The following is a 15250-nucleotide window of genomic DNA, read 5'->3' on the forward strand; positions in this document are numbered from 1 at the left end:
CGGTTTCAAGTACAATTTATTATTAGGTGGATTCTCTTTGTATAATGCTGACCGGAAGCTCATATACTGCCTGCCGAAGCTCTTTCCCTTCAAATAAATCAATCATCAGTTCAGCCGCGAGCTCCCCCATTTGTTTGACTGGTTGTTCCACTGTCGACAGCTGGGGGAACGTCAATCGTGAGAGCGGCTGATTGTCAAAACCAAGGACAGCCAGCTGATCTGGAATGCGAATTTCATGCTCGCGTGCCGCAGCTGTTATACCAGCTGCCACTTCGTCACTTCCTGTGAAGATCGCGTCTGGACGGCTTGTCATTGCAAGTATTCTCCCTAAAACTTGTGCTCCGTCTTCCATTGTGTGCTTATCCGTAAATACCCACTCCGGGTTTACGGATAAGCCAGCCTCTTTCAGCGCTCGCTGAAAGCCTCTATTCCGGTCCCGGTCCTTTCCTTCTTCCGCAAACAGCCCCCCGGTACAATAGGCAATATTGGAATACCCCCGGGCAATTAGATGGGTGGTTCCATCATATGCAGCCTTTTCATTATCAATCCGTACAACTGGAATGTCCGGAGCGTCCAGGTATTCATTACAAAATACGAGGGGGCCGTACTCCTTAAAAGACCGAAGTACAGGCAGATCGTTTTCAATGGAAGTGAAAATCAGCCCGTCAATTTGCTTTAGTTCAAGCATCTTCAGAAATTCCAGCTCTTTTTCAGGCTGCTCTCTCGTTTGTAAAAATACAACCTGCATCCCATGCTCCGACGCTTTTTGCTCGATCGCATCCATCAAATATGAAAAAAATGGATTTACTACCCGGGGAATAATGAGTCCAATAGAGGATTTAACCTCTCCGCGCATCTTTCTAGCCGCTAGGTTAGGAGTGTAAGACAGCTCCTCCATCGCCCGGAGTACTTTTTCCCGTTTTTCTTTTGATACGTTAGGATGGTTATTGATCACACGTGAAACGGTCGATTTGGAAATACCGGACTGCTTCACGACATCTGAAATAGTAGCCATACCATCTGCCTCCCCTTACTTCTTAAAAGTTGGTACCGGTTTCATAACTGACTCTACTATATCACATTTTATCCAGAGGCGGAGAGCTTATCTGTGTCCGAAAGTCCATCTTATCATGATAGCAGACCCGGCCTTTATATATTAGCTCTGTTAAAGCCTGGTGTTGAGATGAAATACGTATGCCTGCGGCTCCTTTTTCTTCGCTTGCCGCGGAGAAACCCTTCCGCTCTCCCTTCCTTTCGACCGGGATGATCGTCGTGCTTTCTTTTTCCGCAGGCGTCTTGAAAAGTCGCCTTGTTTTCCATTATTAAGATTAGGAACGTTGGAGAAAGAGACCATCTATGTCTTTTGTTTTGCAAAGCTAGAACGAAGCGGAAACCGGCGGACGCCAATGAACCGGGAAGATCCCGCAGCGCAGCGAGGAAGCGGAGGAGTTCGTCTACGGCAAGCCTGCCGAGTTGCAGTGACATGTCCTTTTAACAACAATGAATAGTATCAGAGCCTATATATTAAAGAGAATCAGGCAGCTTCCTCCTCTTTCAAAAACAACTTAACAGCCGGCGAAAGCTGCACAACTACCTGCGAAAGGAACACAACTTGAGGCGAAAGCAGCATTAGATATTCACGGGTACGGTGAAGAAAAAAGCCTCCGGCGTCATGCCGAAAGCTATTCTATTCATTGATGCATCTTCCCTTACTCCTTCACCCACGTCCTCGCCTGCTTCAGCTCGTCTGGTGAGAAGGTCTGAAAATCGGTTTGTGCGAGCTTGTCGTAGAGTGTCACCGCTGCGGCGGCTGTGTTGGAATCCGTCACAAGCGCGTACTTGTTGATGCTGCTGAGGTGTTCTTTAGCAAAGCGCAGCCGGTCGTTTACAGCCGATGCTTCAATCGATGGAAACTCCGGGAGCACGACAAGCAGTCTAATGGTTCCATATTTGTGAATTCGCTCCTTTAACTCTGTAAAAACGCGCTCATGTTCCTCCTCCGTCAGCTTGCCCTCCGCCTCATACTCCACGTAATTACCTTCCGTTTGCGGACGCATATGAATCATGCGAATCCCTCCTTTCTAGTCTGTATCACCGCCGTGCTCCATATAAACCTCACCGCCTTTCTGCCCGTGTCATCCTGCCTTCTCTCCTGTATACTTTTTGTCAGATGCTTAGGGGGTATTCATGTATGAAGCAGAAGCTGCAAATTGCCTATGAAGTGATGCTCGTCCTGCTGATTCTCTGGTCAGCTTCTACTGTTTTTTATGAATCGAATCTCGTTTTTCTCGATCATCTCGTCTGGATCGTGCTGCTTACAGATGTCCTTATACGTCTTTTCCGTGCAGATAACAAAGCTGCATTTATCAAGCGGAATCCGTTTGATTTTATTGCTGCCATCCCGCTTGATTCGATCTTTCAATTCGCCCGTCTGATCCGGCTTTTCCGTCTGATCCGGGTCGCTCTGCTGCTGAAACGGACGCCGATTTATACCATTTTACGGACGAATGGTCTGATGAAAACACTCGCTGCAGTCGGCATCTTAATCTTTCTCTCTGCCATCCCGGTCACCTACCTTGAACCGGGTGTCGAAACCTTTATGGACGGCGTATGGTGGTCAGTCGTCACGGCTACAACCGTCGGCTACGGTGATATTGCGCCGGTGACCACCACGGGCCGGGGTATTGCCGTGCTTCTGATGGTGTTCGGAATCGGTCTGATCGGAATGGTCACGAGCTCCATTGCGACCTATTTTCTCGACAAAAAAGAGGACCCTGTCGATAACGACACGGTCCAGTTTATCCAGAGTCAGCTGCAGCAGTATGAGACGCTCTCCGCTTACGAGTATGACCGTCTGATTTATATGCTCAGCTCGCTTAAAGACGAGCAGACGGCTGAAAAAAAGAAGCTGTAAGACGTATTTAAGCTCATCCTTTTGTTAAGAGCCTGCACGTCGGTAGGTATTCAGCTTCAGTTTTTCCTTAAGAGATTCAAGCGGCATTGGGCGTGCAAAGTAATAACCCTGTACGAACGGACAGCCGCACTCTTTTAAAAACGCCAGCTGCTCCTCCGTCTCGACTCCTTCTGCAATCACTGACAGCTGGAAACGCCGCCCCATCGTCACCATCGCTTTGACGAGCCAGCGGTGGGCGCTGTCCGTGTCTAAATCCTGAATGAACGTCCGGTCCAGCTTCAACGTATGGATCGGCAGCCGCTGAATGTAGCTCATTGAAGAGTATCCTTTGCCGAAGTCATCCAGTGCGATTCGCACTCCTGTCTCTTTCAGCGACTCCAGAAACAAATGAAGCTGCTCGGTTGATTCCGGCTCCGGGTTCTCGGTCAGTTCAAACGTCAAGTGTTCGGCTGAGATAAGACCTTTTTCAGCCGTTTGGCGAATGACGGCTGCGAGTTCGTGCGGATCGGCGTGAAAAGAAGATAAATTAATCGATACTTGAAACGGCTGGATCCGATAAAGCGGACTCAGCTCCTCGACGGCTTTCTGCATAATCCAGCGGTCCATTTCCAGAAGCATCCCTGTACGCTCGGCTACTTCAAACACCCATTCTGGATTCACGAAGCCAATGTCCGGATGCTCCCAGCGCAGCAGCACCTCTACGCCGGAAAATGCGCCTGTTACCGTATGAAACTGCGGCTGATATACGAAAGAGAATGCTTCTTGTTCAAGAGCGTGCGGCAGATCTCTTGCGATAATCGATTTCGTTTCAGAGGCTGCTTTAGCTGCCGGCGGCGTAAAAACCGTCTTTGCCCGGTGTGTCGCTTTGGAGCGCACAGAGGCAATGTAGGCTTTCTGAATCAGCGACTCGGTATTGGTCTCCTCCCCATATTCCGATACCCCTACTGCCACTGCTGGCTTGATGAAACGATCGCCGGATTTTACCGGTTCAGTTAAATGATCGTGCAGCTGGCGCGCCGCATAAAGCTTGTCGAGCGGCTTCTCATCATCGTAAAGGAGCAGCAGGTAGTTGAGCGGCTCCAGCTGAAACAGCGTCAGCTCTCGCTGCGTATACTGTTTCAAACGGGTGGTCAGTACGTGCTCCACGTGTGCCTGATCGGTTTCCTCCAGCATGCCGTTCCAGTCCGGATACAAATCCAACCGAATGCTGTAGCAGACCAGACCGGGAATCTCCGCCGGAAGCAGAGACAGCGCTGCCCGTTTATAAGTGCCTGCTTTCACGTTCCTGCAGTGCTCATACTCCAGCTCGATTGCAGCAGCAAGAAACGCTGCTATCACCTTCAGTGTTTTCGCATCTTGATCTGAAAAGGCATTTGGCTCCGGAGCTGCCATCCCGATCGTTCCAAAAAAAACACTGCCGTTCAGCAGGATCGGCGCACCGAGGTACGAACGAATCTGAAGCTGCTTCGTCACTTCCAGCCCGGCCGTTTTATCATAGCTGAGGGCGTCTTGAATGTGAAGCACCTCTGCAGAAGAGCGGTCCGTTAAGGCACAGTATGTATCGTTAAAGTCAAACGACAGGTGCCGTGGAAAAGGGGTACCGTCTGTTTTGACTCCATCGATAATCGTATAGGCATCATTATAATGATGGGACACATAGCGCATACATGTTCCATTTATACGTTCTGCTAAATAGAGCGCACGCTGCACTGCTGGCCGAAAATCCTCCAACGCATCGAGTTCTTCAGGAGAAATATACATTTGACTACCCCCTCTATGATTCATTAGTACCTTAATCATAGAGGTTTATGCCCCTTCTTGCATGGGTCTATTCTTTATATTTCCAGATAATTTAAAAACCGTCGTTTTAGTTTACGACGGTTCTGTATGTGCGATAGCAGCTTCGATTTTCATCAGACGGCTTTCCAGACGACGTATTTTCGTACGAATCGTGAACAGCTTATCGTCGTATTTCTTCAGCATGTGACGACTTGTGTAGCGGCTTTTGCGGCACTGAATAATCGACAGCTCTTTCTCCAGCTGCTGTATTTCCAGTACCACCACTTCTTTTTCCGCCTCCAGTATTTTGCGTTTCTTATACTCGGCTTCTCTTCTCATAAGCGTTGCTCCCTGTAGCCGATTCCGGCAGCTCATAAACAACCGGAAGCGGCCGGTGCGCTTCCGAGTGCTCCAGGGACGTCTCGCGTTTACATGTCAAAGCAGGTGTCCCATTCCATGGTTACGTTGAATAGCTTATAGCCTATCTACCCAAAATTAACATTATACAAACATTAAAATAAAGTTGTAAAAACCTTTTTCAATATGAACGTTTTTTCCCCGAAACAAATAATCCGTGTCCGCTCAGCGGTCGCGAATGGTAAAAGCCAAATCACGGTTATGACACCTGCCATTCTTTCTTTACAGACGAAAGCACCGGGCTCATTACCCGGTGCTCCAGCGTTACTCCTCTTCTCTGCGGCGCCGGTTCTCTTTCAAGCGCTCAAGCAGATCTTCCATTTCTTCGACAAGTTCATCATCTTCGTCTGCCTCCGTGCGGCTGTCCGGCTTTGATGCGTAACTGTCCGGCTCTACTTCGTCAGGCAGCAGCCGTGCTTCGATGCGGAACGGTTCATTTCCGGTCGTCTGCATCGATTCCAGATCACGGCCGTACACCACCTGTCCATCCGGAGTCATGTATTTCTTGTTCATGTTTCTTGTTGACCGGTCAAAAAAGCTGTAGATGACCGGTATGACAAACAGTGTCAGCAGCGTGCTGCTGATCAATCCGCCGATAATGACAATACCCATTGGCTGTATCAGTTCTGCACCTTCGCCAAGACCGATGGCGAGCGGCACAACACCAAAAATGGTTGTGAGTGCTGTAATCAGAATCGGACGGGCTCGGTCCTGCACCCCAGCTACGATCGCATCCGCTGCAGGCATGCCTTTTTCCTTCTGCTGGTTGATATAGTCCACGAGCACGATCGCGTTATTGACGACGATACCGGCCAGTACGATGATTCCGATAAACACCATCACGCTCAGCGGGTTTTGCGTTACTGTTAGAGACAGCATCACCCCGATGACGAACAGCGGCACCGTGAACATGACGATGAATGGATATTTAAACGACTCGAACTGTGCAACCATCACCAAGTAGATAAAGGTGATACCTAGAACGAATGCCAGAGCTACATCGAGAAAGATATCATCCAAGAGCTCCTGATCGCCTCCGACAATAAAGGACGTATTGTCGTCTAAATCAGCTTCATCGACTGCATCCATAACGAGCACGCCTGCTTCCTGCAAGGAAATATCGGATACATACCCGACGTCGATATCAATGGTGCGTTCCTGATCGGCCCGGTTAATCATGGCCGGCCCTTCCCCATCTTCGAATTCCGTCACGTCGGAAAGCTCAATAAAGCCTCCCTGCTGATCCGGTATCAAAATAGAGCCGAAACTGTCGGTGCTGCTCAGAACGTCTGCGGGGTAGCGCACGCTCAGCGGCAGCGGGCTCTCATCATCCAACTCCAGCGTTCCGGCTGTAATTCCGCCTGTCGCATCCAACACCGCCTGGCCGACCTGAGCAGGAATGAGTCCCTCTTCTCTCGCAGCATCCCGGTCAATGGTGACCTGAAGCTCCGGAGAGGTTTCTTCTTCAGAGGAAGAAACCTGACGGATATCTGCTTCATCCTCCAACAGCTCCATAATCTCATCCGCTGCTTCTGTCAGCCGCGCCTCGTCTTCATCCTGAAGACTGAAGCTGTACGTGTTCGGCTCACCGCCAAAACCAGCTTGGGCAAAGGCGAGTACGTCAATCTCCGGTACATCATCCACCCCTTCGATATCTGATTCGATTTCTTCAATGAATTCAAAGGAAGAGACGTTCCGATCGGCGGCCTCCACCATGGTAACAATGATCTCCGCTGTGTGAGAGGAGCTTGTCATTCCACCTTCCATCGAGCTCGACCCGATTGTACTCAAATACATCTCCACTTCTGCATACTCGTCCAACTCATCTTCAATTCTCTCTACCGTTTCTTCCGTACGGCTTAGAAGCGTTCCTTCATCATGCTCCACTTCGATCAGGAACGTTCCTTCATCAGAGTCCGGCAGCAGATCCACACCTGTTCCTGCTAGTCCGACAGCGCCGATAACCAGCGACGCAAGCGTGATCCCGATCACAGTCAGACGGTGGCGGAGCGTCCACCTCACAGCCGACCCAAGCCTCTTCATATAAGGCTTTTCTTTCCGCTTCGCTTCCAAATCTTCATCCGGCGGTGAGAGGATGCGGCTTGCAATCATTGGTACAACCGTGACCGCAACAAACAGCGAAGCAAGCAGACTGAACGCAACAGTGATCGCAAGCGGTGCGAAAAGATCGCCAACAAGTCCCGTAACAAACACAATCGGCAAAAATACCGAGGCGGTTGTCAGCGTAGAGGCGGTAATCGCACCGGCTACTTCCTTCGTTCCGTCAGCCGCTGCCTGCCGGGATGCCTTGCCCATCGACAGGTGCCGGTAAATATTTTCAATGACGACGACGGCGTTATCGACAAGCATCCCGATCCCGAGAGCCAATCCTCCGATCGTCATGATGTTCAGACTGATATTCGTAAAGAAAAACAGCGCGAACGTCGTAATCACCGAAAACGGAATGGCAATCCCGATAATAAACGGTGTTTTCAAGTTGCGCAAAAAGGCAAACAGCAGCACCATTGCGAGGATTCCCCCGCCAATCAGCGACATCATCACGCTGCTGATCGCCTGATCGATGAATTCTCCTTCATCGTACAGAAAGCCTGCGGTCAAATCCTCATACTCGTCTTCTTCAAGCTGGCTGTCAAGCTCGTCACGCACGTCTTGTGCGGTTCCGGAGGTGTCTGCTTCTGACTCAAACATCACATCGAGCTGAATAGAATTTTCCTGATCCAAACGAGTAATGACATCCTGGTCTTCTTCTGTTAACGACACCTCACCTGCATCGGCAAGCGTCAGCTCATCGCCGGTTTCCGGATCTTCCGTGATGACCAGATCCTCCAGTTCCTCCAGCGTGGAAATATCGCTGAGGAGCCGTGTCGTCATTTGTTCTTCTTCCTCTTCGTCGACAATCGTTCCCCCGGGCATCGACATGCTGCTGCCCTGGATCACGTCGACAATATCGTTTTGCGTAAGGCCGTTATCTTCCAGTACGTCCAGATCCAGCTCTACTTCATAAAGCTCATCAATCGTACCGGATTCGTCAACGGAGGCGACACCATTGACCCGGGACAGCTCCCGCTGCAGGTCGGCAACGTCGTCCTGAAACGCCGATACCTCATCCCCCTGCGATGAAATCGCAAGCTGCATGCTCGGGAACATCGATGGATCAAACTGCAGGAAGTTCGGCTGTCCGGCGTCATCGGGCAGGTCTGCCTGGTTAATCGTCGTAATGATCTCATTTTCGACATCTTCAATTGATGTATCGAACGTAAACTCCATGATGATGATCGAGCTGCCTTCCTGCGTTTGGGAGGAAAGCTGATTCAATCCCGAAATGTTGGAAAGCTCGTTTTCCAGCGGTTCGGTTACATCATCCAGCACTTCATTCGGTCCTGCGCCCTGGTAGCTCGTGACGACTGCAGCAGCAGGTGCCTCGACGTCCGGCAGCAGCTGCACAGGAAGCCTCGTCAGCGAGACGGTGCCCAAAAGCAGCAGCACAATCATAATGACGACCGTAAATTTCGGTCGTCTGATAGAAAAATCCCATATTCTCATTGTATTGAATCCGCTCCTTCATCTGGTTGCGTTACCCAACAACGTGTTGTACGATTACGCTATCATACGCCGATTTCCCTATCAATCAACAATCAGATGGGATCTGTCGGGTAACGAAAAGGAGCTGGACCTATGCCACGCCGACCAAAACCAGAAGAAACGAAGCAGACACTTCTCGATCACTTCTGGCAGATCTACTGCGATAAGCCGATTGACCGGATCACGGTCCGTGAAATTACTGATGCAGCCGGCTTTAACCGCGGAACGTTTTATGTATACTTCACCGATGTATACGATGCTCTGCGCACCATTGAAGAAGCGATTATACCCGATGAAGCAGAATTTGAACAAATGATGAAACTTCATCATGAAGGAATTGATTTTTATACGAGCATGGAGCATTTCACCTCTTTTTATGAAACGCACGGTGATAAATTAAGAGTGCTGCTCGGCCCGAATGGCGATCCGACGTTCGCTCACAGGCTCAAAGACAGAATGCGTCATTACTTGCTGTATTATTCTGCCTCCGAACTGGCAGGGCTGTCCGCGCAGGATCGCCTGAAAATGGAATACATCGTCGAAGCGGAAATGGCCTCCCGTCTCGGCATGCTCACTCTGTGGTTCAGCCGCGGCAAAGATCTGACGCTGGAGCAGTTTCATCAGCTGACCTACAGCCTGACGAGAAACGGCTCTCTCCGAACATCCGCTGAGCTGTACGACAAGTCGAAAAATCAGGATTCGTAAGAGCGGAGGCTGTCTCAGCAGATTGACAGAGACAGCCTGAAGCAGACGCGGAAAAAATCGCAGCTGACTGGCCGCCATCTCACCTGGACTGCGCCAGCCTGTTACTCATCTTGCTCCGCCAGTGAAAAGGTGCGTACGATAATATAGACGAGGCTTACCAGATAGACAGCCATGAAAAGCGGAAAAAACGCCTGCAGCCTGCGTGGAAAGGACATGCCTGTGATGACACCTAGCGCGAGCAGCCCTGTCTTTAATACGGCAAAATCCGCAACAGAATAATTCTTTGCCCCGTCCATCAGCTTAGATACGAATCCCATATTCGCCTCCTCCTTTCATATATGTACCTATACCCGTTTTCGAAAACATTCCTCCGACATTCATGTGGCACTTTTTCCCATTCCAAGCTATAGTAAAAAGAAAAAGGACTGACGCTTATGACATCGCATCTTCAGCACCTGATCTGGATGAAGTACGGCTCGCTTCTTCTTATGCTGGTATTCACTCTGTTTCTCTTTTTCCCTCAGGCAGCGTTCGCCGCTCCGGATGCTTATGCATTCCTGTTGGAAGAACGCCTGCTTACCTTCGTGCTGCTTGGTGCAATTTTTCTGCTTTCCACAGCTGCGCTGGCCGTGGTCGAAGTGATCAGGCACTGATGCTTTCTGCCTGTTGAATGCTTGCTTTTCAGCTGGTACGCTTGCACGAACGATGTTTTGTTCGAGGAGGAACCAGCATGAAAAAGAAACGGCTTCTTATCCGCTCCAGCATTCTGCTTGTCATGATGCTTGCGATTGGCTATACCTTTTATAATCATTTTTCAGAGGATCAGGGTCTCGTCGCCGAAGGAGATGAAGCACCTGATTTTGTGCTCGAAAACATGGACGGCGAAGAAATGTACCTGGAGGACTTTGAAGGCGAAGGAGTTTACCTCAATTTCTGGGCTACTTACTGCACATACTGCCGCGATAAGATGGACTATTTAAATGAACATTTTGAGGAGTATGAAGAGCGCGGCGTACAGGTGCTGAACGTAAATGTAGATGAAACGGAGCTTCAGGTCGAGCGCCACGAGCAGCGTTTTCAGCTTGATTACGAGCTTTATATCGACCGCAATATGCTTGTGAGCAGCGCATATGGAGTCGGCGTTCTTCCATCTGTTTTTCTGATTGACGAAACCGGTGAGGTGCAGGAGCATCATGTCGGCGGCAAAACGGAACAACAGGTGGTAGAGTCCCTGGAAAGTCTCGTGCCGGATCAATCCGCTTCCTAATCGCACTGAAAGGTACTGAACAAGCCAGCTTTGGCGGCTTCAGTACCTTTTTTGTGTAACAGAAATCCGACGGGTCTCCGCACCTCTTCGAATGAAAGTGTTTAACTTTTCCGCTGAAAGCATGAACTTCGGCAGCAAGATGTTCAACTCTGACCGCATAAGCGTTAACCTCGCCTCGCAACTGTTTACGAGCATCAACTTAAGACTGCTATAACGAATAAACGTTCACCCAGATCAAGCAAATGATTAATTTCTCTGCTGAAACGCTCAACTTTTCTGGAACTTCAGACCGGATGGCTTCCGGCGGCCGGAAGCTTCTTTATGAAGTTGGGTAAAGTTATTTAAGTGACAGCTGGCGTTATCAAACAGAAGCACCAAGTTTTCATTCTCCTGCATGAACGTTTCATGCTTGAACCTGATCTTATCAACCTCGTGACTGCTTTCAACGACGAATTCACTGCCACTATTAAAAGCCGCCGGAAAAGCTTACTCCGCTTTTCCGGCGGCTTATCTATTATCGGGAGACCGTTCTGCCCTGCGGACGCAGCCGCTCCTTTTTAGCAGCCTTATCATGTGGCACAGGAAGCTGCTTGCCGATGATGTAATCACTGCCGGGCAGCTTTGCAAGAATAGCCGCTGCAGTGATCGAAAGCAGCAGGGCAGCCGTAAGCGCAGTTGCTGCATATACTAGCGGCGGCAGTCCCGGAATTGGTGGGGCATGCAGCAGAAACAGATTATGAAGAAGATAGATATTAAAGGAATAGCGGCTGATCCAGAGCACTGGAGGCGGTGCCTTTTCTGTAAATCTTGCCAGATAGAAAATTAAAAAAATCATTGCGGTTGTATACAGCAGCATGTCGATACGCTTAGAGGAAACGACAAGGATTGTATCTGTCCGAACGAGCACAATCAACAGCAGGATAGAAAAAACAGGCAGGATTCGGATCAGCCAACGATGTTCATCAAGCCGCTGTTTCAGCTGATCATAATAGATGCCTGCATAAAAGCCAAGCGTGAAATAAAAAAGCCATCCGATGAACGGAAGCCAGTATCCGCGCTGCCAGATGTATTCCGCGACCGCTCCTGCCGGCGGCTCGGTCACATTAAAAAACAGCAGATAAAGGGCGCTGATCACCAGACTGCAGCCGAGAACGGGCCATGGTTTCCTGCAGTTGAGCCAGCGGGCTGCCAGCAGATGAAGCAAATAAAATTGAAAAATGATCAGCACAAAATATCCAGTATAGCCTCCTGCCAAAATGTGAAGCGCCGCTCGATCCGGCACGGCCGACCATGACGGTGCAAGTGCAACGGCAAAAACCACTCCCATCACAGCAAACGGAATAAGCAGGTACCGTACTCTTTTCCGGAGAAAAGAGGCCGGAACCTGCTCCCGGTAAGCTCTTGCAATTAGAAATTCGGATAAAAACACAAATGCCGGTGTCCCAAAGTACGCCATAAACCGCATTAAAATTAGCAGATTTTCTTCCAGCCAGCCAATCTGATTTTCATAATGAAGCAGTGTCACGTCGACGGTATGCGTCATCATTACCGCCAGACAGGCGATCGTACGCAGCCAGTATGCCTCATATAATACAGGGCTTTGCCTCATTATGTATCATCCCCTGTCCATTCACTTCCCCCATTCAATCATATGTGTATGAAGAAAGTGTGAAGCAGAAGTAGAAAACATACAGATAAATCTCTAAAGAGATTACACGATCATGTCACTTTTCAGCACCACTGAAATCGTTCAGCGAATCAACCTTTCGCCCGCACCATCGGCCTCGATGTAAAGAAGCTGCGGTGCCATTTTAATGAGAATCATTTCCCTGCTTGGTACGAGTCCGCAAAGCGTTCAGCTGTATACCCCTTACTGTAAGCATCTCTAATCTACATGGGGCAGCCGATTGGTAAGACGCAGCTTCAACACATCCTCCTGATCAGAAGCATCATCAGCTAAACGTAGCGGGCACCAGAGTTCGTCCTCTGGTGCCCGGTCCAGCTAAGCAGCCGGAATTGATTTGAATTTTCGCAGTCTCAAGGTGTTCAGCACAACAGATACGGAGCTGAGTGCCATTGCAAGACCGGCGAGCATCGGATTCAACAGGATGCCGAACACCGGGAACAGCACACCAGCTGCTACCGGGATGAGCACGACGTTATAGCCGAATGCCCAGCCGAGGTTCTGCCAGATCATACGCATCGTCGAACGAGAGAGCCTCACTGCCGTCACTACTTTTGCGACGTCACCCTTCATCAGCGTGATGTTCGCCGTTTCCATAGCAACATCTGTGCCGGTTCCGATCGCCATGCCGACATCTGCCTGTGCCAGTGCCGGTGCATCGTTAATGCCGTCCCCGACCATTGCGACGACCCGACCTTCTGCCTGCAGCTTTTTCACGGCATCTGCCTTGTGCTCCGGAAGTACTTCCGCGATGTAGTCATCGATGCCGGCTTCTCTGGCAATCGCAGCCGCGGTTCCTTCATGGTCCCCTGTCAGCATCAGTACTTTCATGCCAAGGTCCTGCAGTGCCTGCACGGATTTTTTCACATCCTGCTTCAGCGTATCTGCTACAGCTACGAGCCCTGCAGCTTCGCCGTCGATTGCCGTAAACATCGGTGTTTTACCATTCTCGGCCAGCTTCTTCGCGTCACCCTGAAGTGCAGACGTATCGACGCCGCGCTCCCGCATCAGCTTGTCATTGCCGATCAGAATCGTCTGACCGTTCAGAATGGCTTCGATGCCGTGGCCCGTAATGGACTGAAAGCGCTCCGGCTCTTCCAGCTTATAGCCGCGCTCTCTGGCTGCAGCGACAATCGCTTCGCCGAGTGGATGCTCCGAGCTGTTTTCCACAGAGGCTGCTGCGCGAAGCAACATTTCTTCTGTGAAAGCACCTTGCGGCAGCAAATCGGTGACCACCGGTTTGCCTTCCGTAATCGTGCCAGTTTTATCGAAAATAATCGTATCAACGTGCTTAACCCGCTCAAGACTCGTCGCGTCTTTGATTAAAATGCCGTTTTCTGCTCCTTTTTCCGTACCGACCATGATCGCGGTCGGCGTGGCCAGGCCAAGCGCACACGGACAGGCTATGATCAGCACAGCAATGAAGGTGGTCAGCGCCATGATCGTCGCTGGTTCTGGTCCGATAAAGAACCAGACTGCAGCACTGATGAGCGCAATGAGAACTACAGCTGGCACAAAGTAGGCCGCAATTACGTCAACAATTCGCTGAATCGGTGCTTTAGACCCCTGAGCTTCATTGACCATGCGGATAATTTGAGACAGAACCGTATCCTTCCCGACCTTGGCGGCCTGCATCGTGAAGCTGCCGGATTTATTGATCGTCGCACCGATAACCGGGTCATCGAGCTGCTTTTCTACAGGAATGGATTCACCGGTAAGCATCGACTCATCTACTGTCGAAGCGCCTTTTAATACGATACCGTCCACCGGAATCCGTTCACCCGGCCGCACGATCAGCTCATCGCCGATCTGTACGTCTTCAAGCGGGATCTCTACCTGCTCGCCGTTTCTAACAACACGAGCTGTTTTTGCCTGCAGGTTCATCAGCTTTTTAATCGCTGTGGATGTCTGGCCTTTAGCCTTCGCTTCCAGATAGCGTCCGACAAGAATGAGCGTGGTGATAACGGTTGTCACATCATAATAAAGCTCATTCGGGAAGCCAAGACCTGTCAGATAAGCCGGGAAAAGCGTAAGCGCCCCGCTGTAAAGCCAGGCAGAAGTTGTTCCCATCGCGACGAGCACGTTCATATCTGCGGACCCGTTTTTCAGCACTTGATAGCTTTTCGTATAAAACCGGCGTCCAGGCCCGAGCTGCACGAACGTCGTTAAGATGAGCAAAACGTAAGGGCTGGCCAGAAACGCCGGGACCCATGTACCCCAGTGGGGCATCATGTGCGGAATACTTCCGACTAAGACGACCGCCGTGAGAATACTGCTCCACAGCACGCTCTTTTTCAGCGAGGAGGCTTCCGATTCCTGTTTATCCGAGCGGTCCTTCACCGATCCATCTTCATCCACATCCGCACCAAAGCCGATCTTTTCCACTGCCTGAATCAGCTGTTCGGTTGTGACGGCATCACTCGTGCGAACCTGCGCACTGTGTGAGGCTAGGTTCACGTTAGCCTCTTCCACGCCTTCCACTTTTTTCAGCGATTTTTCCACCCGATTCACGCAGGAAGCACAGGACATCCCGGAAACCGACATATTCACTTTTTTCATGAGAGCTTCACCTTCCTTTCACCAGATACTTATACCCCCAAGGAGTATTTAAGCAGGTAAAAAGCAGGGCTGCACGGTTTTCCCATGTCAGCCCGGCCTCCTTTTAAGAAACAACGTCAAATCCCTGATCATCAATCGTTTCTTTAATCTGGTCTTCCGTTACCTGATCCGGGTTAAATACAACATCAACCGTTGCCTGATCAAGGTCTACCTTTACCTTATCGACACCTTCCAGACTTCCGACGCTTCCCTCAACAGATGATACGCAGTGCCCGCAAGTCATTCCTTTTACGTTTATCGTTTTATTCAGCATACTTTCTTC

At 50.2% G+C, this 15250-nt stretch carries 13 protein-coding genes; 4 read left to right on the top strand and 9 right to left on the bottom strand.

What is annotated here, in order from left to right; translation table 11 throughout:
- Positions 1 to 22 precede the first annotated feature (22 nt).
- Both ACFO4L_RS15140 and ACFO4L_RS15145 read right to left on the bottom strand, forming a co-directional pair.
- The gene (locus ACFO4L_RS15140; RefSeq protein ID WP_377910506.1) at positions 23 to 1015 is read right to left on the bottom strand and encodes a LacI family DNA-binding transcriptional regulator; all 993 of its coding nucleotides are present in this window, start codon (positions 1013 to 1015) and stop codon (positions 23 to 25) included.
- A 694-nt stretch (positions 1016 to 1709) separates the two neighbouring features.
- A complete protein-coding gene (locus tag ACFO4L_RS15145; RefSeq protein WP_377910508.1) occupies positions 1710 to 2066 on the bottom strand; it encodes a SpoIIAA family protein in 357 nt (118 codons plus the stop codon).
- A 125-nt stretch (positions 2067 to 2191) separates the two neighbouring features.
- Here ACFO4L_RS15145 and ACFO4L_RS15150 point away from each other — a divergent pair, with 125 nt between their 5' ends.
- Complete coding sequence (locus ACFO4L_RS15150) at positions 2192 to 2914, top strand: potassium channel family protein (RefSeq protein ID WP_377910509.1); 723 nt, start codon at positions 2192 to 2194, stop codon at positions 2912 to 2914.
- 24 nt (positions 2915 to 2938) lie between these two features.
- Here the strand turns inward: ACFO4L_RS15150 and ACFO4L_RS15155 are convergent, their stop codons facing one another.
- The 3 genes from ACFO4L_RS15155 to ACFO4L_RS15165 form a co-directional block, all read right to left on the bottom strand.
- Entirely contained in the window at positions 2939 to 4675 is a 1737-nt protein-coding gene (locus ACFO4L_RS15155) for an EAL domain-containing protein (RefSeq protein ID WP_377910510.1), read from the bottom strand.
- 111 nt (positions 4676 to 4786) lie between these two features.
- A complete protein-coding gene (locus tag ACFO4L_RS15160; RefSeq protein WP_377910511.1) occupies positions 4787 to 5032 on the bottom strand; it encodes a hypothetical protein in 246 nt (81 codons plus the stop codon).
- 342 nt (positions 5033 to 5374) lie between these two features.
- A complete protein-coding gene (locus ACFO4L_RS15165) occupies positions 5375 to 8674 on the bottom strand; it encodes an efflux RND transporter permease subunit (protein ID WP_377910512.1) in 3300 nt (1099 codons plus the stop codon).
- Positions 8675 to 8806: 132 nt separating this feature from the next.
- Here ACFO4L_RS15165 and ACFO4L_RS15170 point away from each other — a divergent pair, with 132 nt between their 5' ends.
- Positions 8807 to 9418 (top strand): TetR/AcrR family transcriptional regulator, encoded by a 612-nt coding sequence (locus ACFO4L_RS15170; protein WP_377910513.1) that lies wholly within the window; start codon positions 8807 to 8809, stop codon positions 9416 to 9418.
- A gap of 101 nt (positions 9419 to 9519) precedes the next feature.
- Here the strand turns inward: ACFO4L_RS15170 and ACFO4L_RS15175 are convergent, their stop codons facing one another.
- The gene (locus ACFO4L_RS15175; RefSeq protein ID WP_377910514.1) at positions 9520 to 9735 is read right to left on the bottom strand and encodes a hypothetical protein; all 216 of its coding nucleotides are present in this window, start codon (positions 9733 to 9735) and stop codon (positions 9520 to 9522) included.
- 117 nt (positions 9736 to 9852) lie between these two features.
- On the opposite strand from ACFO4L_RS15175, the gene ACFO4L_RS15180 reads away from it, so the two are divergent.
- Both ACFO4L_RS15180 and resA read left to right on the top strand, forming a co-directional pair.
- Positions 9853 to 10071 (top strand): hypothetical protein, encoded by a 219-nt coding sequence (locus ACFO4L_RS15180; protein ID WP_377910515.1) that lies wholly within the window; start codon positions 9853 to 9855, stop codon positions 10069 to 10071.
- A gap of 77 nt (positions 10072 to 10148) precedes the next feature.
- Positions 10149 to 10685, top strand: coding sequence for a thiol-disulfide oxidoreductase ResA (gene resA / locus ACFO4L_RS15185; protein ID WP_377910516.1), 537 nt, complete (start codon positions 10149 to 10151; stop codon positions 10683 to 10685).
- 514 nt (positions 10686 to 11199) lie between these two features.
- Here resA and ACFO4L_RS15190 read toward each other — a convergent pair.
- The 3 genes from ACFO4L_RS15190 to copZ all read right to left on the bottom strand — a co-directional run bounded on the left by ACFO4L_RS15190 (position 11200) and on the right by copZ (position 15241).
- A complete protein-coding gene (locus tag ACFO4L_RS15190) occupies positions 11200 to 12294 on the bottom strand; it encodes an acyltransferase family protein (protein WP_377910517.1) in 1095 nt (364 codons plus the stop codon).
- Between the two features lie 393 nt (positions 12295 to 12687).
- A complete protein-coding gene (locus ACFO4L_RS15195; protein ID WP_377910518.1) occupies positions 12688 to 14928 on the bottom strand; it encodes a heavy metal translocating P-type ATPase in 2241 nt (746 codons plus the stop codon).
- A 103-nt stretch (positions 14929 to 15031) separates the two neighbouring features.
- Positions 15032 to 15241, bottom strand: coding sequence for a copper chaperone CopZ (gene copZ / locus ACFO4L_RS15200; RefSeq protein ID WP_377910519.1), 210 nt, complete (start codon positions 15239 to 15241; stop codon positions 15032 to 15034).
- Positions 15242 to 15250: the final 9 nt, after the last annotated feature.

Origin of the sequence: Bacillus daqingensis (genome assembly GCF_042654445.1) — a bacterium.
GTDB lineage: Bacteria > Bacillota > Bacilli > Bacillales > Salisediminibacteriaceae > Alkalicoccus > Alkalicoccus luteus.

Excerpts from the sequence above, each read along its gene's own strand:
- resA (WP_377910516.1), top strand. The coding sequence starts at position 10,149 with ATGAAAAAGAAACGGCTTCTTATCCGCTCCAGCATTCTGCTTGTCATG.
- ACFO4L_RS15180 (WP_377910515.1), top strand. The coding sequence starts at position 9,853 with ATGACATCGCATCTTCAGCACCTGATCTGGATGAAGTACGGCTCGCTT.
- ACFO4L_RS15150 (WP_377910509.1), top strand. The coding sequence starts at position 2,192 with ATGAAGCAGAAGCTGCAAATTGCCTATGAAGTGATGCTCGTCCTGCTG.
- ACFO4L_RS15190 (WP_377910517.1), bottom strand. The coding sequence starts at position 12,294 with ATGAGGCAAAGCCCTGTATTATATGAGGCATACTGGCTGCGTACGATC.
- ACFO4L_RS15145 (WP_377910508.1), bottom strand. The coding sequence starts at position 2,066 with ATGATTCATATGCGTCCGCAAACGGAAGGTAATTACGTGGAGTATGAG.
- ACFO4L_RS15165 (WP_377910512.1), bottom strand. The coding sequence starts at position 8,674 with ATGAGAATATGGGATTTTTCTATCAGACGACCGAAATTTACGGTCGTC.
- ACFO4L_RS15155 (WP_377910510.1), bottom strand. The coding sequence starts at position 4,675 with ATGTATATTTCTCCTGAAGAACTCGATGCGTTGGAGGATTTTCGGCCA.
- ACFO4L_RS15195 (WP_377910518.1), bottom strand. The coding sequence starts at position 14,928 with ATGAAAAAAGTGAATATGTCGGTTTCCGGGATGTCCTGTGCTTCCTGC.
- ACFO4L_RS15140 (WP_377910506.1), bottom strand. The coding sequence starts at position 1,015 with ATGGCTACTATTTCAGATGTCGTGAAGCAGTCCGGTATTTCCAAATCG.
- ACFO4L_RS15160 (WP_377910511.1), bottom strand. The coding sequence starts at position 5,032 with ATGAGAAGAGAAGCCGAGTATAAGAAACGCAAAATACTGGAGGCGGAA.
- ACFO4L_RS15175 (WP_377910514.1), bottom strand. The coding sequence starts at position 9,735 with ATGGGATTCGTATCTAAGCTGATGGACGGGGCAAAGAATTATTCTGTT.
- copZ (WP_377910519.1), bottom strand. The coding sequence starts at position 15,241 with ATGCTGAATAAAACGATAAACGTAAAAGGAATGACTTGCGGGCACTGC.
- ACFO4L_RS15170 (WP_377910513.1), top strand. The coding sequence starts at position 8,807 with ATGCCACGCCGACCAAAACCAGAAGAAACGAAGCAGACACTTCTCGAT.